This is a genomic window from Pseudomonas sp. ADAK18, from assembly GCF_012935695.1.
Classification (GTDB): Bacteria; Pseudomonadota; Gammaproteobacteria; order Pseudomonadales; family Pseudomonadaceae; genus Aquipseudomonas.
In genome coordinates this window covers 2063006-2081491 of record NZ_CP052859.1, presented here as the reverse complement: position 1 = coordinate 2081491, position 18486 = coordinate 2063006, and the positions used below count along the sequence as shown (strand labels likewise).

Sequence of the window (18486 nt, the reverse complement as noted above, 5' to 3'; positions counted from 1 at the left end):
GTGCGTACGTTAGTGCTGCTCCACTCCCGACGCCCCCACCCCTTTCTCACGGCCTTTGAACGCCACCGAAAAACAAAAAAAGATCAGTAGCGCAAAACCCGCCGGAAACAGCCAGATGCTGCGCCAATCATGGCTGCCACCCGCCGCCGCATAGTGATCTGTCACCTGTCCCGCCACCCAGAACCCGATCAACATGCCGACCCCATAGGTCGCCAGGGTAATCAACCCCTGGGCCGAGCTTCTGAAGCGCTCCGGCGCCTTGGCGTCGGTGTAGATCTGCCCCGAGACAAAGAAGAAGTCATAGCAGATGCCATGCAACGCGATCCCGGTGAACAGCATGAAAGCCAGCTCACCGTTATTACCGTAGGCGAACAACGCATAACGCAGTGCCCAGGCCAGCATGCCCACCAACAGCGCGAGCTTGATGCCGAATCGCTGAATGAACAGCGGCAACAACAGCATGAACAGCACCTCGGACACCTGCCCGATGGCCATTTTTGCCGTAGGGTTGGTCACGCCGATTTCCGCGAGGAACGGGTTGGCGTTCTGGTAATAAAACGCCAGGGGGATGCAGATCAGGATCGAGGCAATGAAGAACACCAGGTAGCTGCGATCCTTGAGCAATCCCAATGCGTCCAGCCCCAGCAGTTGCTTGATCCCGCCGCTGCCCGCTTCAGCTTTTAACGGCGCAGTGCGCGGCAGGCTGAAGCTGTAGAGGCCCAGCGCGAGTGAAGCAATGGCCGACATCAGGAAGGTGTTACGCAACGCGCCGCTGGTGATTGCCTGTTGGGCATCCCAGGCAAATACAAAGCTGATCACCAATCCCGCGACGATCCAGCCGATAGTGCCCCACACCCGGATGCGGGAAAACTCCTGCGCCGGGTCGCTCATTTGGCGGAAAGCCACGGAGTTGACCAGCGCCAGGGTCGGCATGTAGATGACCATGTAGGCCAGCACGTAGGGGTAAAAATCGATGAAATCCGGCGCGCAGTACAGCTGATACAGCAACACGGCGCCAATCAGGTGCAGCACCGCAAGAATCCGCTCGGCATTGAAGTAGCGGTCGGCAATAAGCCCGATGATAAAGGGCGCGATGATCGCGCCCCACGACTGGGTCGAAAACGCCATGCCGATTTGCCCGCCACTGGCGCCCAGGTTGCTGGCAAGAAAAGTGCCGAGGGTGACGAACCAGCCGCCCCAGATAAAGAACTGCAAGAACATCATGACGCTCAGTCGCGCTTTCATTGTGATCACCGTTTTATTGTTATTTTGGTAAACAACGCTGTGTTCAGGCGTCGGGCAGGCCGAGCAGCCGTCGATTGACCTGTTCGCTGGACGTCACACCGGCGAAATCGTCAAAGGCCTTGGTGGTCTTGCAAATCATGTGCTGCCGGATGAACGCCGCGCCTTCTGCCGCGCCTTGCTGTGCATCCTTCAGGCAACATTCCCATTCCAGCACCGCCCAGCCGCTGAAGTCGTATTGGGTGAGTTTGCTGAAAATCGATTTGAAATCGATCTGGCCATCGCCCAGGGAGCGAAAACGGCCGGGGCGCTCGACCCAGCCTTGATAGCCGCCATACACACCAGAGCGCGCATCGGGACGGAACTCGGCGTCCTTGACGTGGAACATACGGATGCGCTCGTGGTAGCGGTCGATAAACCCCAGGTAGTCCATTTGCTGCAACAGCAGGTGGCTGGGGTCATAGAGAATATTCGCGCGAGGGTGGAAATCGACGGCTTCGAGGAAGCGCTCGAAGGACGCCCCGTCGTGCAGGTCTTCGCCAGGATGGATTTCGTAGCAGAGGTCGACACCGGCCGCATCGAAGCAATCGAGGATCGGCAACCAGCGCTTGGCCAACTCGGCAAAACCTTGCGCCACCAACCCGCTGGGGCGTTGTGGCCAAGGGTAAATATACGGCCAGAGCAGCGCGCCGGAGAACGTCGCGTGGGCTTTTAAACCCAGGCGCTGGCTGGCACGGGCGGCCAGCTTCAATTGGTCGATGGCCCACTCGGTGCGAGCCAGGGGTTGGCCACGCAGGTGAGCCGGGGCGAAGTCATCGAACAAGGTATCGAAGGCCGGGTGCACCGCGACGAGTTGGCCTTGCAGGTGAGTCGACAGCTCGCTGATTTCTACGCCGGCCTGCGCGCAGACCGCCTTGATTTCATCGCAGTAGTCTTGGCTTTCAGCGGCGCGGGCCAGGTCAATGTATTGGGTGCCGAGGGTCGGCAACTGAATCGCCTTATAGCCTTGGGAGGCTGCCCATTGGGCGATGTTGGCCAACGTGTCGAAAGGGGCTTCAGTCGATATGAACTGAGCGAGAAAAATGCCGGGGCCGCGCATTCCTGGGTTCATCGAGGCGATCTCCTTCATGGGTTGCAGGCCAATGTCGTCCACTTCGCGTCGCCGCGATGGTTGGCGATCACGGCTTCGACAAAGGCCAGGCCGCGCACGCCCACTTCAATACCGGGCACGCCGACAGCCTCGGTGCCTTGGCGAATGGCAGTGGCGAAGTCACCGTAGAGGTTGGCCATGGCTTCCAGGTAACCCTCGGGATGCCCCGGGGGTAAGCGCATGCGTTGCAGAGCTGCGTCGCACAACCAAGGCTGGCCGACACCGGAGCGCAGGATACGCAAGGGCTGGTCGAGGGAACGGTGGATCAGGCTGGCCGGTTCTTCCTGGCGCCATTCCAGGCCGCCGTTTTCACCATAGAGGCGGATCTTCAGCGGGTTTTCTTCGCCGGCGCAAACCTGGCTGGCGATCAGTACACCGCTGGCACCGGAGGCCATTTTGAACAGCATGGCCGCGTCATCATCCAGTTGCCGGCCGGGCACGTGGGTACCCAGGCTGGCGCAGACCTGTTCAATCGGTTGGTCGGCGACAAATTCCGCCAGGGAAAAGGCGTGAGTGCCGATATCGCCAATGCAACCACCCAGCCCCGACTGCTCGGGCTGATCGCGCCAACTCGCTTGCTTATTGCCCTGCCCGGCCACGTCCTGGCTCAGCCAGCCCTGGGGGTATTCGACGATGACTTTGCGCAGCGCACCAATGACACCCCTGCGCACCATGTCCCGAGCCTGCCAAACCATCGGATAGCCCAGGTAGGTATGGGCCAGGCCATAGAGGCCGGGGCTGCTGTTCACCACCTCTGCCAGCGCCCGGACTTCGGCGAGGTTAAGTGCGGCGGGTTTTTCACTGAACACGTGGAAGCCCTGTTGTAACGCCTGAGTGGCGATGGGGACGTGCAAATGATTGGGGGTGACGATGACCAGCAACTCCATACGCTGTTCAACGGGCAGCGCCTGTTCTGCCGTCAGCATGTGCTGCCAATCGTTGTAACAGCGGGATGCGGGCAAACCCAATGTGGCACCGGTGTCGCGGTTGTTGTCTGGGTCGCGGCTGAAAGCGCCGCACACCAGCTCAAAACGGCCAGCCAGCCCGGCAGCCTGGCGGTGGGCCTGGCCGATAAACGCCCCCTCGCCGCCTCCAACAAAGCCCATTCTTATTTTTGGCACAGCAGCATTCATGACAAGTCTTCTCTTTTCAGACGATTTTCGATCATGATGTAACCGGTTACATCACACAAAATCTAAGCCCAGTTACATGCAGTGTCAAACCCTGAATGGAAGACATCGGCGTTTCTGCCATGACCCGACTGCGGTAAGCTCGCCGGCTGCTGCTCTGATAGTGAGGTTGCCTTGTCCAATATTCGTGAAGTCGCGCGCCTGGCCGGTGTCTCGGTGGCCACCGTATCCAGAACCCTGGCCTCCCCCGAACGTGTACTCCCCGAGACCCGAGACAAGGTCAACGCCGCCGTGGAACAGACCGGTTACCGGCCTAACCGTATGGCGGTGCAGTTTCGCTCCCGGCGCACCGGTAACCTGGTGATCCTGGTACCGGCGATTGCCAACACGTTTTTCGCCCGGGTCATCAGCGGTGCACAGCAAGCGGCACAAGCGGCGGGTTATCGGCTGCTGTTGTGCGACACCCAAGGCCAGGCAGAAATCGAAAAGCAGTTCGCCGAGCTGGTCTACGCCCATCAGGCTGATGGCGTGATTCAACTGCGGGCATACGATCCCTTTACCGATTGCACGGACTCACCGCCCCTGGTCAATGCCTGCGAGGTGATCCAGAACGGCCGCCACCCCACCATCAGCCTGGATAATCGCGGCGCGGCAAGGGCCATGACCCAGCATTTGATCGACTTGGGCCACCGTCGCATCGGCTTGGTCAAAGGCCCGAAAAGCAGCCCCCTGACCCAAGATCGCGTGGCCGGTTATGAAGACGCCTTGTTGGCTGCGGGTATCCCGCGTGACCCGGTCCTCATCTGCCACGGGGACTTTACCTTGCAGGCCGGGTTCGACGGTGCGGGTATGATGTTGGAACTACCCGGCCGCCCTACCGCCCTCTTCTGCGAGAACGATGAAATGGCCATTGGTGCGTTAAAGCGCATCAAACAACAGGGCTTGCGTGTGCCGCAGGATATTTCGCTGGTGGGTTTTGATGACATTCCCTTCGCCGCCTACTGCGACCCGCCGCTGACCACCATCGCCCAGCCAGCGGAAATGTTTGGCCGCACAGCCGTCGAAATGCTCATCGCGCTGATCGAGAAAACGTCGCTGCCACAGCGTCATGTGGTGTTGCCGTTTGAGCTCGCCTTACGCGGCAGCACGGCAGCCCTGCCCACTCATCAATAAGGTGGTCGACGCTAGAAATGCGCCACGTCCGAAACCTCACCATCCAGTACATCCCGCGCCAGTGTCCAGGCTCGTTCCTTGGACTCCACTACCAGTAACGGATACCCCCACGCCTTGCCAAAAGTTGCGGCAAACGGCTTGAGCGCAAGGCGCTTGGCCGCACTCGGCTCAACCTGGATCATGCCTTTGACGAAGGTGCACAGGGCCGGTTTGTTCTTCTTCATCCAGATCGAGGCTTGTTTGCGCTCTTCGTGGGAGTGCTCATGGGCGGTTTCATCCACGGCTTTGTCGTGCAGCAACAGGAACGGTTGCTGCCGCTCCAACAAGCGACTGAACGTCACAAATACGTCCTCTGCACCTGGGCCGGCCGGGGCGTCGAAATCAATTTTCACCACAGGAAATGTTGAGCTGTCGAGTTGCATGGCAGAACCCTCTAATGAGATTGGTTCCCAACTATAATCAGCTCACCCCTGGACGGCATTGCACAGAATAGCCAAACTATTTCGCATTCCAGCCACCAGCGAATCCCCCCATGAAGCACCGCCTTGAACTCCATGACCCGCTGCTGGCAAAAGACGTCGATGCCGTCCCCCGTGCGGTCGTCGCCGCAGGCGCCTCCAGCGACGCCGAACGCTGGGAACATGCTCAACACCAGCATCGCCGGGGGCAGTTGATGTACACCTTGCGGGGGGTGATTCATTGCGACATCGAAGAAGGCATCTGGATCGTACCGCCCCAATGCGCACTGTGGATTCCCGGCGGCATTTCCCATGCTGCCCGTGGCTCTGGAGAGGCGCAGGTCTATTGCCTGCTGATCGAGCCCGGTGCTGCCAACGCCCTGCCCCACCACTGTTGCACCTTGTCGGTATCGGCGCTGCTGCATGAGTTGATCGGCAAGACCGTCAGTTTCCCGCAGCTGTATGAGATCGACGGCCCCCAGGGACGCTTGCTATCCACGTTATTGGATGAACTGGCCCAGGCCCCGATCGAAGCCCTACACTTGCCCATGCCCCGGGACCCTCGGCTAAAGCGCCTGGCCAACAGCTTGCTGGCCGACCCGAGCGACAAGGCGACCCTCGACAAGTGGGCCGTGCGCATCGGCATGAGCGAACGCAGCATGACCCGACTGTTGCAGGAGGAAATTGGCTTGAGTTTTGGCCGCTGGCGCCGGCAGTTGCACGTGATCCTGTCGCTGCAACGCCTGGCCAGGGGCGAAAGCGTACAGGCAGTGGCCCTGGACCTGGGCTACGAAAACGCGAGCGGCTTTATCACCATGTTCCGTAAAGCCGTGGGCAAACCGCCGGCGCGTTACCTGGCAGATCGCATCGGCGCAAGTGCCCCCATCCCACTGGACGGTCAGGCAACCATTGCCTTTGCGGGCGAAGACCCCGTTCAGCGCTCAGGCGATTCTCGCCACACAGGCTCCTGATGGGCCTGGTCCGCACCTGAGACCGTAACGGCCACATGGTTGAGCAGCTTCTCGGCGTTGTATTTGGGCAGCAGTGCACTCAGCAACAGAATAACAATGCCACCACCGATCAACGACGGGGAAACCCGGACATCGACCATCTCAAGTCGCCATAGAAACACTATCGCGGCGCCCACCCCCAACACGCAACCCGCCAGGGCCTCATTGAGCGGATGAACCGTGGGCGCGACGCAAAACGCACTGAACCATCCACTGATTAACACGCCGCCGACTGCTGCCGGCCAGCGCCAGTCGGGGTTGATCCGACGTGCCACCAGGCTCAGCGCCACCGTGACCATCAGCGAGGTGTTCATGGCGTGACCGCTGATCACGGCAAGATCGAGAGACTGGATGGACACGCCCCAGCCCTTGAACAACACCTTGCTGAGCGCCACGATCGAGTAGGTGCAAGCGATTGTCACCCCCCACCACTTCAGCGCCTGGGGACGGGAGTGCCACAACCAGACGGCGATCACCAACGCAGCCGGAATCATGACGGTAATACCGCCATATTGCGCAAGTTCAGCCCTCATCAATGTTTATTCCTTCCCGGTTTTTTCCGGCGTCTATGAGACCCCAGGCCCCGGCAAAATACAACGTTATCTACGGTCGCACTTTGTGGCGAAAACTGCCCCTCCTCCCAGGATCATTGCGGCGTAAACACCTCGGTGTCCGTCAATTTCTGCACCTCCACCCGATGCGGAAAAATCTTCTTCTCCACGAACAAATCATCCACCTGCTGCAGCGCCTGCACATCCCGGGCCTCTACCGGCAGCAGCGACTCATCACCCCAACTGCGCAACAGCTGAGAAACCTCAAGGGGGATATCGTTGACCTTGGCAAACACCCGGGCGTATTCCCCGGGGTTCTGCCGGGCCCATTCGAAGGCCTTGGCGAAGCGCTGCAACAGGTCGCTGAGGGCCTTGCGCTTAAGTGGATCGGCGAGCACTTCGTCGGAGGCGGTGATAAAGGTCAACCCGGTATTGATCCCTTCGCCGCTGATCAGTACCCGCGCGCCCTCCTGCTCGGCGAACGCTTGATACACACCGAAGGTGGCCCAGGCGTCGATCTTCCCGGCATTGAAAGCCGGCAGTGCGTCGGTGGGCAGCACAAAGCCGACCTTGACGTCCTGCTCATCCACCCCGGCATTGGCCAGGGCACGAATCAACAGGTACTGGGAAATACTGCCTCGGGCCGATGACACCACCACATTGCGTTCTTTCAGGTCGGCCACGGTGCGAATCGGTGAATCCGGCGGTACCAGGATCGCAATCCCTCGGGATTGGCTGCGACGCACCGCAACAATGCGCAAAGGCGTGCCGCCAGTGGCCGCAGCCAGAACCGGTGTGTCGCCGGCAGGCCCCAGGTCTACCGCTCCGGCGCGCAAGGCTTCGAACAGCGGTGCGGCACCCTGGAAATTGGCCCATTGGACCTTGTAATCGATGCCTTCCAGGGCATTGGCGGCCTCCACCACCGTGCGCAAACCTTTGGCTTGATCGCCGAGGATCAAGGTCACACCGGACAACTCCGATGAAGACTTGGGGGCCTCCACCGCTTTATCGCAACCGACTAACAACAGCACGGTACCCAGCAGCATTAACGTTTTGAACTCAAGCATGGGCAAACCGCCGGACGCTAGCGGCTGCGGCTTGCGCGACCTGTGCCGGGGCGTCCACCTCAACCCCCAACAGGCTCAGCAAGCGTGCCCGGATCGCCTGGAAACCTTCCTGGCCGGTATCTCGTGACCGAGGCAAGTCGATACTCAACTGCTCGGCAATCTTGCCATTGGCCAGGACAATCACGCGGTCCGCCAGCAGGATCGCCTCATCAACGTCGTGGGTCACCAGCAGTACGGCTGGCGTGTGCTTGCGCCACAACTCGATGATCAACCTATGCATCTTGATTCGAGTCAACGCGTCCAGAGCCGCAAAAGGCTCGTCCAGTAACAGCAACTTCGGCTCGCGCACCAACCCTCGAGCCAATGCCACGCGCTGGGCTTCGCCGCCGGAGAGCGTCGCCGGATAGGCTTCAAGCCGATGGGCCAGCCCGACTTCCGTCAAGGCTTGCACGGCGCGGGCCTTGGCATCGGGAACGCGCAGGCCGAGGGTCACGTTTTTCCAGGCGCGTTTCCAGGGCATCAACCGCGGCTCCTGAAACACCGCCGCGCGGGCCTTGGGCACGCGTAGTTGGCCGCTGTCGATACTGTCCAGCCCGGCCAGGCTGCGCAGCAAGGTGGTCTTGCCGGAACCGCTGGCGCCCAACAAGGCGACGAACTCGCCGGGGGCGATGTCCAGGTCCAGGCCATCTATCACCCGCTGCTGGCCGAATTGGCGCACCACATTACGCAACTGCACCGGTGCTGCTGAAGGTTCAATGCTCGACATATCAGTTCCTCACAAAAGATGGGCGCCAGGCCAGGGCGAATCGTTCCAGGGTGCGGATCAGCCCATCGATCAAGAGGCCGAGCACGCTATAGATCAGCAGGCAGATGACGATCACATCGGTGCGCATGAAGTCCCGGGCATCACTGGCCAGGTAGCCGATGCCGGCGGTGGTGTTGATTTGCTCGACAAACACCAGGGCCAGCCAGGAAATCCCCAGGGAGTAGCGCAGGCCGACAAAAAACGAAGGCAAGGAGCCCGGCAGAATCACATGCCAGATCAGCTCGCGACGACTGAGGCCCAACGTGTTGGCGGCCTCGATCAACTTGGGGTCGATGTTGCGGATGCCGGCGAACAGATTGAGGTACACCGGAAACGTGGTGCCGGTGACAATCAGGGCGATTTTGGTGAACTCGCCAATGCCAAACCAAAGGATGAACAACGGCACCAGCGCCAAGGAAGGAATAGTGCGCAACATCTGCATCGGTGAGTCGAGGATCACCTCGCCGCGCTTGGACAAGCCGGTAATCAAGGCCGCCACCACGCCGATACTGACGCCTATGCTCAAGCCCAGCAGCGCCCGTTGCAGGGACACCCACAGGTGCTTGCCCAGCTCACCGGAGATGATCATCGCCCACAACGTGCCGCCGATCTGCGACGGCGCGGCGATGATCCGTTGCGGGATCAGCCCCAGCTCGGAGGCCAGTTCCCACAGCAGTAACAGCACAATCGGGCTGACCAGGCGTAGCAACACGTCGGGGGTGCGCCAGTTGCGTACCCAATGGGGGATCAATCGTGACGCGCCTTCATCGCCGGTGAGGCGAGCAGCCTTGTTGACGGAAAACGAACGGGTATTGAGGGTCTTTTCAGTCATCAGGCTTCCTACCTCATCAAGAACACGGCCAGGAGCGCCGCTGCGGTTTCATGCTATTCGCATAAAAAACCTCAGTGAAATTCTTTTTGGGAATAACCTAATACGATTAAAATGCACATTACTGATATCTACATATAAGTATGATTCTTTATTTTAATAATTAGGATAGAACAAAACGGCATTTTACAGGCCCTGCCGCTGCCCCTACTTTCACCCTCATACCCGACCCCCTGCCAGGTGGAGGCTTTAACCTCACTCTCAACAAGGACTGACCATGAGCATTGAATTTATCGGCTACATCGGTGGCCACCACGCCTCGGAAATCCATCCCCGCAGCGGCCCGACCTTGCAGCCCGACTATGTGGAAACCGTCGCCCGCGCCCACGAAGAGGCCGGTTTCGACCGCGCCCTGATCGCCTTCCACTCCAATAGTCCGGACAGCACGTTGATCGCCTCCCATGCCGCCAGCGTGACGAAAAAGCTGCAGTTCCTGATTGCCCATCGACCCGGCTTCGTCCAGCCCACGCTGGCCGCCCGGCAGTTCACCACCCTCGACGTCTTCAACGGCGGGCGCACCGCCGTGCACATCATCACCGGTGGCGACGACCGTGAATTGCGGGCCGATGGCAGCCACATCGGCAAGGACGAACGCTACGCCCGCACGGATGAATACCTGAGCGTGGTGCGCCAGGAATGGACCAGCGAGACACCCTTCGACTATGACGGCACCTACTACCAGGTCGAAGGCGCACACTCGACAGTCAAGTCGCCGCAACAGCCGCATATCCCGCTGTATTTCGGTGGATCATCAGCGGCGGCCATCGCCGTGGCCGGCAAGCATGCGGACGTGTATGCGCTGTGGGGCGAAACCTATGAGCAAGTGCGGGAAGTGGTGACACAGGTGCGGGCTGAAGCGGCCAAGCATGGACGAACTATACGTTTCAGCTTGTCGTTGCGACCGATCCTGGCCGAGACCGAAGAACTGGCCTGGGAGCGTGCCGAGCGCATTCTGCAACAGGCTACCGCGCTGGCTGAAAAGAACGGTTTTGTAAGACGTGGACCCCCGAATGAAGGCTCCCGTCGTCTGTTAGCGGCGGCGGCGCAAGGCTCGAGACTGGATAAGCGTTTGTGGACCGGGATCGCCGGCCTGTTGGGTGCACAAGGTAACTCCACCTCACTGGTCGGTACCCCGGAACAAGTGGCCGAGGCCCTGCTCGACTATTACGATCTGGGCATCACCACCTTCCTGATTCGCGGCTTTGACCCGCTCAATGATGCAATCGACTATGGCAAGCGCCTGATTCCACTGACCCGTCAGCTGGTGGCCGAGCGCAAGCAGCAAGCGGCCTGACACGCAGATCGTTCCCACTCACGCGGGAACGATCAATGCTTCAATCCTTGTAGTCGGTATCCGTACGCTCCAACTGCCGGATCAGCGCATTCCAATGCCGAGTCACGCCCGGCCCATCCCCGCTCTTGAAGACCTCGGCCTGTTTCTCGACCTTGGCCACCACCTCTGCCGGCGGGAAGATCAACTCGGCATTCCCGCCCGCCTGCGCCGCGATCTGAATATTACAGGCGCGCTCCAGCCCCTGCAGTTGCTGGAACGCGTGCTCGACACTGATGCCAGCCGTCAACAGCCCGTGGTTACGCAGGATCATCACGCTCTTGTCGCCTAGGTCTGCCACCAGCCGTTCACGCTCATCCAGGTCCAGGGCCACGCCCTCATACCCGTGATACGCCACGCGCCCGGAGAAACCAATGGAGTGCTGGGAAATCGGTAGCAACCCGTCCTTTTGCGCCGACACTGCAATGCCGTCTCGGGTGTGGGTGTGCAACACCGCTTGCAGGTCGGGGCGGGCAGCGTGGATGGCACTGTGGATCACATAGCCGGCGTAGTTGATGCCAAGGCCCGTCGGGTCATCAACGATAGTGCCGTCGATGTCCACCTTGACCAGGTTGGAGGCGCTGATTTCATCGAACAACAAGCCGAAGGCGTTGATCAGGAAGTGCTCCTCGGGGCCCGGCACCCGTGCGGAGAAGTGGGTATAGATATGATCGGTCCACTTGTACAAGGCCGCCAATCGATAGGCGGCAGCCAGCTTGACCCGCACCTCCCACTCTTCAGGGCTGACCCGCTGGCGAACATTTTTCGAGGCGCTGGATAACGGACTGACACTGCTCATGGCAACACTTCCTGGAGGTATTGGAAATCTCCAGTCAGCCTAGGGGAAGGCAAAAAATAATAAAAAGCACATTTTAATCTAAGCTAATTATTATTATTTTTTATGTCCCATGCGCATCATCACGCTGCGTCCCGGACCTTGTGCAGTGAGTCGGCCACACGTTTGCCAAACGCACCCACCGGCCCTTGCAGGTTGCCAAGAAAGTGCGGGTAGATCAGCCACAGGTCCATTACCGGCTTGAAATCCTTGAGGGGCAGCACCGCCAGTTGATCACGGTGGGCGCTGCGTTCCAGCAGCGGGCGCGGCACCAACCCCAGGCCCAGGCCATCCGCCACCAGGCCCAGTTGCAGCTCGGTGCCAAAGGTCTCCAGATTGACCCGCAGGGCCAGGCCCTGGTCCGACAAGGTGCGCTGTAAACCGGCGCGAAAGCCGCAGCCATCAGGATTGAGCACCCAGCCATTCTGATAGACGTCAGCCAGCTTGCACGGGCGCTTGGGTAGCTGAGCCTTGGCGCAGACCACCACCAGCTCCATCTTGCCGATGGATTCGCCGACGATGTTGTCCGGAAAAATTTTCCCGGCCGGGAACAGCGCCGCTGCGGCGTCCAGTTCACCGCGCTCGATCTTGCCCACCAGTTGACTGCCCCACCCGGTCACGACCTGAGCGCGTAAGTCGGGGTACTCACCGCGCAGGTGCTTGAGAGCGTCCAGCAGCACCACATCGCCGATGGTTTGCGGCACGCCCAGGCGCAGCAGCCCGGTGGGCGGCGCGTCGGTAGCCACCAGCTCGCGCAGGGCATCCATTTCCCGCAGGATCAATCGGCACTGTTCATAAACCCGAGTACCGATCAAAGTAGGCTTGAGGGGTTTGGTGTTGCGGTCGAACAACTCCACGCCCAGCGCCTGCTCGAAGTTCTGCACGCGGCGGGTAATTGCCGGCTGAGTCAGTTGCAACGACTCGGCGGCATGGCTGATGGACTGGCAACGAATCACTTCGACAAAGGCATCGATATCGTCAATTTTCATTTGGCCCGCACATAGAGAACAGTCAATAAGATGTCGGAAAAGCATAGTTCCATTGTCGGTATCTGGATAGCCCGCAGGGCCTATCGATAACGTCTAACGCTATTCAAACCGGTTCTAAATTACTTTCAGCTATAACCTAATCATTAAAAAATAGCATATTAACAATGAACATTATGCTTAGATAAATCCAATCACTGCGACGATGGAACTGCCATGACCCAGGCCCGACACCCGGAAAGACTCAGAGCCTTCATAGGCGCCCTGGCGGAATTGATCGACGGCAATCCTCGCGAAGGCGATTTGCTGCACCGCGGCGGCAAGCTGCTGGCGCAACTGGTCAGCCATGACGACTGGCTGCCGGATGAGTTCGCCCAGGCCAACCCCGAGCGCTATCAGCAATACCTGCTGCATGCCGATTCGCGCCAGCGCTTCAGCATTGTCAGTTTCGTGTGGGGGCCGGGGCAGACCACGCCGATTCATGACCACCGGGTGTGGGGGTTGATCGGCATGTTGCGCGGTTCCGAATATGCCCAGGGCTTTGGGCGTGATGCCCAGGGCGTCCTGATCGCGGAGGGCAAGCGGGTCCAGCTTGAACCGGGCCAGGTGGAGGCGGTGTCACCGAAGATCGGCGACATCCACCAGGTCAGCAATGCTTTTGACGACCAAGTGTCCATCAGCATCCACGTCTACGGTGCCAATATCGGTGCCGTACGCCGCGCGGTGTACCAGGCCGACGGCAGCGAAAAGCTGTTTATCTCCGGTTACTCCAACGCCTTTCTCCCCAATATCTGGGACTTGTCCAAAGAGAGCCCTGCCCTATGAGTACTGTACCCTCCCGCTCCTTCGCCCAGATTCGCCTGGCACTGCTGGCCCATGAAGAGTTGGCCCTCGTGGATGTGCGTGAAGAGGCGCCGTTCGCCGAAGCCCATCCGCTGTTTGCGGCCAATATCCCGTTGTCCAAGCTGGAGCTGGAGGTGTATTCGCGCATTCCGCGCCGTGATACCGCCGTCACCGTGTATGACAATGGCGAAGGCCTGGCAGAGATTGCTGCCCAACGTTTGCAGGCACTCGGCTACACCCGGATCAGCCTGCTGGAAGGCGGGCTGGACGGCTGGCGCAGCGCCGGTGGTGAGCTGTTTATCGACGTCAACGTGCCCAGCAAGGCATTCGGCGAACTGGTGGAAAGCCAACGCCATACGCCGTCCCTGGCGGCGGAAGAGGTTCAGGCGCTGCTGGATAACGAGGCCGATGTGGTGGTGCTCGACGCCCGCCGTTTCGATGAATACCAAACCATGAGCATCCCCTCCAGCATCAGCGTACCGGGGGCCGAACTGGTGCTGCGAGCCCGGGAGCTGGCGCCGGACCCGGCCACCCGCATCATCGTCAATTGCGCCGGGCGTACCCGCAGCATCATCGGCACCCAATCGCTGATCAATGCCGGTATTCCCAACCCGGTGTCCGCCCTGCGCAACGGCACCATCGGCTGGACCCTCGCCGGGCAAACCCTGCAACACGGCCAATCACGGCGCTTCTTGCCCACCGGCGAAGAACATCGCCAAGTGGCCGCGCAAGAGGCGCGCCGGGTCGCCGACAAGGCCCAGGTTGGCCGCGCCACCTTCGCCGACCTGAGCCGCTGGCAACAGGAGCTGTCGCGCACCACCTACCTGTTCGATGTGCGCACCCCGGAAGAATTCGAAACGGGCCACCTGCCCTCGGCCCGCTCGACGCCTGGCGGCCAACTGGTGCAGGAAACCGATCATGTGGCCAGCGTTCGCGGCGCGCGCCTGGTACTGGTGGACGACGATGGCGTGCGGGCCAATATGTCCGCCTCCTGGTTGGCGCAGTTGGGCTGGGAGGTCTTCGTGGTGGATGACCTGCAACCGGCCCATTTCAGCCAGCGTGGTGCCTGGCAGGCCCCGGTTCCTGCCGCGCAGCAGGCCGAAGCAATCAGCCCGCAAACCCTGGCCGAATGGCTGACCCACGGCGACACCGCCGTGCTGGACTTCACCAGCAGCGCCAATTACGTCAAACGCCATATCCCGGGTGCCTGGTGGGCCTTGCGCGGGCAACTGGCCCAAGCCCTGGGCAACGTGCCGTCGGCGCAGCGCTATGTGCTGACCTGTGGCAGCAGCCAGTTAGCACGCCTGGCAGTGGCCGAAGTGGAGGCCATCACCGGCAAACAGGTGTTTTTGCTAAAGGACGGCACGGCCAGCTGGATTGCCGCGCAATTACCGCTTGAGGAAGGCGAAAGCCACCTCGCCTCCCCGCGCATCGACCGTTATCGCCGCCCTTACGAGGGCACCGACAACCCTCGGGAAGCCATGCAGGCTTACCTCGATTGGGAGTTCGGGTTGGTGGACCAACTGGCTCGCGACGGTACCCATGGTTTCTTTGTGATCTGAAGCACACCCGCAGCGAGCCTGCTCGCTGCTCCCCCAACATTGGCCGACCCCTTCTCCAGGCGGAGGCGACCCAACGCAAGACCTAGCCTGGAGCAACCCCGATGCGTTTTACCCTTCCCCTCCTGTTGATCGCCCTCGCCTTGGGCAGCACCAGCCAGGCCGCCGATCTGCAACCGCTGCGGGTGGCCAACCAGAAGTCCACCATCAAAGTGCTGTTGGAAGTTTCCGGTGAACTGAAAGATGTGCCCTACGAGATCCAGTTCTCCGAATTCCCCGCCGCAGCGCCCTTGGGTGAAGCCCTGAACGCTGGCGCTGTCGACATCGGCGCCCTGGGCGATGCGCCCTACGTTTTCGCCCTGGGTGCCGGTGCGCCGCTCAAGGTGGTGAGCATCATCCACGCCGAGGGCCGCTACACCACCGCGATTCTCGCGCCCAAGGACTCGCCGCTGAACACCGCCCTCGACCTCAAGGGCAAACGCATCGTCACCACCCGCGGTTCCATCGGCCACCTGTTGGCGATCAAAGCCCTGCGCAGTGTTGGCCTGAGTACCCACGATGTGCAGTTCATCTACTTGTTGCCCAGTGAGTCGCGCTTGTTGCTGGATAACGGTACTGCCGACGCCTGGTCGACCTGGGATCCCTACACCACCGTGGTCACCAGCCAGAGCCAGGCCAAAGTCCTGGCCAGTGGCGACACCCTGCTGACCAACCACCTGTACCTCGCCGCCACCCGCCAGGCCATCGCCGACAAACGCCCGCAACTGGACGACTTTGTTGCCAGGGTCGACCGCGCCTACCGCTGGACCAACGCCCACCCCGAGGCCTTCGCCGCAGCCCAAGCCAAAGTCACCGGCTTGCCGCTGGCCGTGCATGTGGCCGTGGCGAATACCACCCACATGCAGCCAGTACTGATCGACGATGGCGTGATCAGCGGCTTGCAAGCCACTGCCGAGATCTACCGCGAAGAAGGCATCCTCGCCAAACCCATCGACGTCTCCCAGGGTTTCGACAAAAGCTTCAACGCCCAGCGCGCCCTTCTTAACCAGGCTTCCCGCTAAAGGAGTAGAACCATGAGCAAACAACGCCAACTGAAACTCGGTGCGATGGTCCATGGCGTCGGTCATGGCTGGGGCGAATGGCGCCACCCGCAAGCCCTGGCCAATGCCAGTGTGAACTTCGGTTTCTACAAGCAGCAGACGCAACTGGCCGAAGGCGCCAAGTTCGATTTCGTGTTCATTGCCGACAGCCTGCATATCCACGAAAAATCCAGCCCCCACTACCTCAACCGCTTCGAGCCGCTGACCATCCTCTCGGCCCTGGCGGCACTGACCTCAAACATCGGCCTGGTGGCCACCGTGACGGTCAGCTACACCGAGCCGTTCCAGGTGGCGCGCCAGTTTGCTTCGCTGGACCATATCAGCGGCGGCCGCGCCGGTTGGAACGTGGTGACCTCCTGGCTCAGCGGCACCGCCGACAACTTCAGCAAGCCCGAGCATCCACCCCATGCCGTGCGTTATCGCATCGCCAAGGAGCATGTGAAGGTGGTCCAGGGCCTGTGGGATTCCTGGGAAGACGATGCGTTTGCCTACAACAAGCAGAGCGGTGAGTTTTTCACCCCCGGCAAGCTCCACGCCCTGGACCACAAAGGTGAGTTTTTCTCGGTCAAGGGTCCGCTCAATATTGCGCGCTCCCGCCAAGGCCAGCCGGTGATTTTCCAGGCCGGCACCTCCGAGGACGGCCGCAACTTTGCCGCCGAAAACGCTGATGCCATTTTTGTCCACGCCGAGAGTTTCGAAGAAGCACTGAGCTACGCGCAGGACCTTAAACAGCGTGCTCGCGGTTTTGGTCGCGACGCCAGCCACCTGTCCATCCTGCCGGGCATCCGACCCATTGTCGGGCGCGATGCCGCCGAGGTAGAAAGCCGCTATCAGCAAGCGGTGGAGCTGGTGACCATCGAAGACGCCATCGTCGCCCTCGGCCGCCCCTTCAATGACCATGACTTCAGCCAATACCCGTTGGACGCGCCGTTCCCCGAGCTGGGCGACCTGGGCTCCAACAGCCAAAAAGGCGGCTCCGACCGCATCAAACAACTGGCCCGGGATGAAGGCCTGACCCTGCGGGAAGTCGCACTGCGTTTCTCCCGGCCACGGCGGGACTTTGTCGGCACGCCGCAACAGGTGGCCGACGCCATTCAGACCTGGTTCGAAGGCGGCGCCGCCGACGGTTTCATCATCAACTCTCTGCTGCCGGACGGCCTGCAGTCCTTCACCGAATGGGTGGTGCCGGTGCTGCAACAGCGCGGGCTGTTTCGCCAGGCATACAGCGGCCACACGCTGCGGGACAACTTCGGCCTGGACGTGCCGGTCAATCGTCACGCCGTCGAGCTTGAACTCGCCATCTGACCAGGGCCCGACCATGAAGCACACACACGGACAGTTCAATCGTCGCGGCTTTCTCACCGCCAGCTCCATCGCCCTCGGCGCCATGGGTTTGTCGTCCCTGGGGCTGCCTGCACGGGCGTTCGCCCAGGCCCACCCACTGGCGGACGTAACCCTGAGCGTCGCCACCTACCGTGGCCAGGATTCGTACTTCACCGATGACGCCGGTACCTCCGAGCGCCCTTACAAGGTCGACTTCGCAGAATTTGCCGGCGGCAACCTGATCGTCGAAGCCTTGGCTTCCGGCAGCCTGGACATCGGCGGCATGAGTGAAATCCCGCCGATTTTCTCGATCCAGAGTCATCGCGAACCCAGGCTGATCGCCGTGCTGCAAGGGGACGTGAATAACCAGGTGTTCCTGATTCCCAAGGACTCGAAACTGGAGTCGGTCGCGCAACTGAAGGGCAAGCGCGTGGGGTATGTGCGCTCTACCACCTCCCACTACTTTTTGATCAAGGCCTTGAAAGAACAAGGGCTGACGCTGAACGACATCACTGCCGTACCACTGACCCCGCAAGACGGTTTCAGTGCCTTCCAAAGTGGTCAGCTGGACGCCTGGGTGATCTATGGCGTGTTTATCCAACTGGCGAAATTCCGCAGCGGCGCGCGGGTGCTGAAAACCGCCTTGGGCTACCTCTCGGGCAACTACCTGATCGCCGCGCGTCCTGCTGCCCTGGAAGACCCGCTGCGCAAGCAGGCGATCCAGGATTACTTGCAGCGCGAGGCACGCACCCTGGAATGGATGAACAACAACCCCGAACCCTGGGCCGCTAAATCGGCACAACTGCTGGGGGTGGATAAAGCGGTGTTTCTCGACATGTACAACAACCGCAGCCAGCCCTACCGCATGATCGAGGTCAACGACCAGGCCATCGCCTCACAGCAGGAAGTCGCGGACCTGTTCTTCAATGCCGGCGTGTTGAGCGAGCGGCTGGATGTCAGCCCGTTGTGGGATCGGCAGTTCAAGTTGCTGCCGCTATAACCCTCCTTCGAAAACGCCGAATAGCCAATGTGGGA

Annotated in this window: 18 protein-coding genes; 8 read left to right on the top strand and 10 right to left on the bottom strand. The window is 60.8% G+C overall.

The features are described 5' to 3' along the window. Positions 1-9: 9 nt before the first annotated feature. The 3 genes from HKK55_RS09310 to HKK55_RS09300 are packed head-to-tail and all read right to left on the bottom strand — an operon-like array spanning position 10 to position 3525. Positions 10-1245: a nucleoside permease gene (locus HKK55_RS09310; protein ID WP_178128835.1), complete on the bottom strand. Its 1236-nt coding sequence runs from the start codon at positions 1243-1245 to the stop codon at positions 10-12. 43 nt (positions 1246-1288) lie between these two features. Continuing rightward, complete coding sequence (locus HKK55_RS09305; RefSeq protein ID WP_169357812.1) at positions 1289-2341, bottom strand: sugar phosphate isomerase/epimerase; 1053 nt, start codon at positions 2339-2341, stop codon at positions 1289-1291. Between the two features lie 26 nt (positions 2342-2367). Continuing rightward, complete coding sequence (locus HKK55_RS09300) at positions 2368-3525, bottom strand: Gfo/Idh/MocA family protein (protein WP_169354387.1); 1158 nt, start codon at positions 3523-3525, stop codon at positions 2368-2370. Positions 3526-3696: 171 nt separating this feature from the next. Between HKK55_RS09300 and HKK55_RS09295 the strand changes: the two genes are divergently transcribed. Next, positions 3697-4695 (top strand): LacI family DNA-binding transcriptional regulator, encoded by a 999-nt coding sequence (locus tag HKK55_RS09295; protein WP_169354386.1) that lies wholly within the window; start codon positions 3697-3699, stop codon positions 4693-4695. A gap of 11 nt (positions 4696-4706) precedes the next feature. On the opposite strand, the gene HKK55_RS09290 is transcribed toward HKK55_RS09295, so the two are convergent. After that, complete coding sequence (locus HKK55_RS09290; RefSeq protein ID WP_169354385.1) at positions 4707-5117, bottom strand: hypothetical protein; 411 nt, start codon at positions 5115-5117, stop codon at positions 4707-4709. A 110-nt stretch (positions 5118-5227) separates the two neighbouring features. Here HKK55_RS09290 and HKK55_RS09285 point away from each other — a divergent pair, with 110 nt between their 5' ends. Beyond that, complete coding sequence (locus HKK55_RS09285; protein WP_169354384.1) at positions 5228-6124, top strand: helix-turn-helix domain-containing protein; 897 nt, start codon at positions 5228-5230, stop codon at positions 6122-6124. Here HKK55_RS09285 and HKK55_RS09280 read toward each other — a convergent pair. From HKK55_RS09280 to HKK55_RS09265, 4 genes are all read right to left on the bottom strand, one after another. Next, positions 6088-6699 carry a hypothetical protein gene (locus tag HKK55_RS09280; protein ID WP_169354383.1) on the bottom strand — a complete coding sequence of 204 codons (612 nt, stop codon included), beginning with the start codon at positions 6697-6699 and terminating at the stop codon, positions 6088-6090. The two genes, HKK55_RS09285 and HKK55_RS09280, sit on opposite strands and share 37 nt — an antisense overlap. A gap of 110 nt (positions 6700-6809) precedes the next feature. Continuing rightward, positions 6810-7781 carry an ABC transporter substrate-binding protein gene (locus HKK55_RS09275; RefSeq protein WP_178128834.1) on the bottom strand — a complete coding sequence of 324 codons (972 nt, stop codon included), beginning with the start codon at positions 7779-7781 and terminating at the stop codon, positions 6810-6812. Continuing rightward, positions 7774-8547: an ABC transporter ATP-binding protein gene (locus HKK55_RS09270; protein ID WP_169354381.1), complete on the bottom strand. Its 774-nt coding sequence runs from the start codon at positions 8545-8547 to the stop codon at positions 7774-7776. Before HKK55_RS09270 ends, HKK55_RS09275 begins: the two co-directional genes overlap by 8 nt. Position 8548: 1 nt before the next feature. Next, a complete protein-coding gene (locus tag HKK55_RS09265; protein ID WP_169354380.1) occupies positions 8549-9418 on the bottom strand; it encodes an ABC transporter permease in 870 nt (289 codons plus the stop codon). A 274-nt stretch (positions 9419-9692) separates the two neighbouring features. On the opposite strand from HKK55_RS09265, the gene HKK55_RS09260 reads away from it, so the two are divergent. Further along, positions 9693-10769, top strand: coding sequence for an LLM class flavin-dependent oxidoreductase (locus HKK55_RS09260; protein WP_169354379.1), 1077 nt, complete (start codon positions 9693-9695; stop codon positions 10767-10769). 40 nt (positions 10770-10809) lie between these two features. On the opposite strand, the gene HKK55_RS09255 is transcribed toward HKK55_RS09260, so the two are convergent. Continuing rightward, positions 10810-11604, bottom strand: coding sequence for a class II aldolase/adducin family protein (locus HKK55_RS09255; RefSeq protein WP_169354378.1), 795 nt, complete (start codon positions 11602-11604; stop codon positions 10810-10812). 119 nt (positions 11605-11723) lie between these two features. After that, positions 11724-12629, bottom strand: coding sequence for a LysR family transcriptional regulator (locus HKK55_RS09250; RefSeq protein WP_169354377.1), 906 nt, complete (start codon positions 12627-12629; stop codon positions 11724-11726). A 213-nt stretch (positions 12630-12842) separates the two neighbouring features. On the opposite strand from HKK55_RS09250, the gene HKK55_RS09245 reads away from it, so the two are divergent. From HKK55_RS09245 to HKK55_RS09225, 5 genes are all read left to right on the top strand, one after another. Next, on the top strand, positions 12843-13451 hold the full coding sequence (locus tag HKK55_RS09245; protein WP_169354376.1) for a cysteine dioxygenase: 609 nt from the start codon (positions 12843-12845) through the stop codon (positions 13449-13451). After that, positions 13448-15031, top strand: a complete 1584-nt coding sequence (locus tag HKK55_RS09240; RefSeq protein ID WP_169354375.1) for a rhodanese-related sulfurtransferase — start codon at positions 13448-13450, stop codon at positions 15029-15031. The genes HKK55_RS09245 and HKK55_RS09240 overlap by 4 nt, the downstream gene beginning before the upstream one ends. A gap of 101 nt (positions 15032-15132) precedes the next feature. Beyond that, positions 15133-16089, top strand: coding sequence for an ABC transporter substrate-binding protein (locus HKK55_RS09235; protein WP_169354374.1), 957 nt, complete (start codon positions 15133-15135; stop codon positions 16087-16089). 12 nt (positions 16090-16101) lie between these two features. Continuing rightward, positions 16102-17433: an LLM class flavin-dependent oxidoreductase gene (locus tag HKK55_RS09230; RefSeq protein ID WP_169354373.1), complete on the top strand. Its 1332-nt coding sequence runs from the start codon at positions 16102-16104 to the stop codon at positions 17431-17433. Between the two features lie 13 nt (positions 17434-17446). Continuing rightward, positions 17447-18451: an ABC transporter substrate-binding protein gene (locus HKK55_RS09225; RefSeq protein WP_169354372.1), complete on the top strand. Its 1005-nt coding sequence runs from the start codon at positions 17447-17449 to the stop codon at positions 18449-18451. Positions 18452-18486 lie beyond the last annotated feature (35 nt).

What these genes read in the sequence shown, in the direction of transcription:
- HKK55_RS09310 (WP_178128835.1), bottom strand. Translation starts at nt 1,245, where the DNA reads ATGAAAGCGCGACTGAGCGTCATGATGTTCTTGCAGTTCTTTATCTGG.
- HKK55_RS09305 (WP_169357812.1), bottom strand. Translation starts at nt 2,341, where the DNA reads ATGCGCGGCCCCGGCATTTTTCTCGCTCAGTTCATATCGACTGAAGCC.
- HKK55_RS09300 (WP_169354387.1), bottom strand. Translation starts at nt 3,525, where the DNA reads ATGAATGCTGCTGTGCCAAAAATAAGAATGGGCTTTGTTGGAGGCGGC.
- HKK55_RS09290 (WP_169354385.1), bottom strand. Translation starts at nt 5,117, where the DNA reads ATGCAACTCGACAGCTCAACATTTCCTGTGGTGAAAATTGATTTCGAC.
- HKK55_RS09285 (WP_169354384.1), top strand. Translation starts at nt 5,228, where the DNA reads ATGAAGCACCGCCTTGAACTCCATGACCCGCTGCTGGCAAAAGACGTC.
- HKK55_RS09275 (WP_178128834.1), bottom strand. Translation starts at nt 7,781, where the DNA reads ATGCTTGAGTTCAAAACGTTAATGCTGCTGGGTACCGTGCTGTTGTTA.
- HKK55_RS09270 (WP_169354381.1), bottom strand. Translation starts at nt 8,547, where the DNA reads ATGTCGAGCATTGAACCTTCAGCAGCACCGGTGCAGTTGCGTAATGTG.
- HKK55_RS09265 (WP_169354380.1), bottom strand. Translation starts at nt 9,418, where the DNA reads ATGACTGAAAAGACCCTCAATACCCGTTCGTTTTCCGTCAACAAGGCT.
- HKK55_RS09260 (WP_169354379.1), top strand. Translation starts at nt 9,693, where the DNA reads ATGAGCATTGAATTTATCGGCTACATCGGTGGCCACCACGCCTCGGAA.
- HKK55_RS09255 (WP_169354378.1), bottom strand. Translation starts at nt 11,604, where the DNA reads ATGAGCAGTGTCAGTCCGTTATCCAGCGCCTCGAAAAATGTTCGCCAG.
- HKK55_RS09250 (WP_169354377.1), bottom strand. Translation starts at nt 12,629, where the DNA reads ATGAAAATTGACGATATCGATGCCTTTGTCGAAGTGATTCGTTGCCAG.
- HKK55_RS09245 (WP_169354376.1), top strand. Translation starts at nt 12,843, where the DNA reads ATGACCCAGGCCCGACACCCGGAAAGACTCAGAGCCTTCATAGGCGCC.
- HKK55_RS09240 (WP_169354375.1), top strand. Translation starts at nt 13,448, where the DNA reads ATGAGTACTGTACCCTCCCGCTCCTTCGCCCAGATTCGCCTGGCACTG.
- HKK55_RS09235 (WP_169354374.1), top strand. Translation starts at nt 15,133, where the DNA reads ATGCGTTTTACCCTTCCCCTCCTGTTGATCGCCCTCGCCTTGGGCAGC.
- HKK55_RS09230 (WP_169354373.1), top strand. Translation starts at nt 16,102, where the DNA reads ATGAGCAAACAACGCCAACTGAAACTCGGTGCGATGGTCCATGGCGTC.
- HKK55_RS09225 (WP_169354372.1), top strand. Translation starts at nt 17,447, where the DNA reads ATGAAGCACACACACGGACAGTTCAATCGTCGCGGCTTTCTCACCGCC.